A 217-nucleotide genomic window follows, 5' to 3' on the forward strand; every position below is an offset into this window, starting at 1 on the left:
TTAGCCAGCAGGTCGAACTGGTAGCCCAGACCGGCACGGGCTGTCACTTTCCAGTCCTTACCAGAGAAGGATTTACCCACATCCACACCAGTTCGGCCAATCAGCGGATTGTAGTCCTTGTCCTTCATGGACAGATGCATTCCCTGGTCCTTCCATGCAAACTGTTTACCGGATACAGAACCGTAAACCAGCTCAGCCTGTGGCTCAATCCAGGCAT

The 217-nt window shown here is 53.0% G+C and carries 1 protein-coding gene; it reads right to left on the reverse strand.

What is annotated here, in order from left to right; genetic code table 11:
• Window positions 1–217: autotransporter domain-containing protein (locus tag E0D98_RS27295; RefSeq protein WP_131891755.1), on the reverse strand; the 217-nt coding region annotated here is incomplete at both ends.

The sequence above is a fragment of the Escherichia sp. KCJ4928 genome (assembly GCF_004352695.1).
Classification (GTDB): domain Bacteria; phylum Pseudomonadota; class Gammaproteobacteria; order Enterobacterales; family Enterobacteriaceae; genus ECMA0423.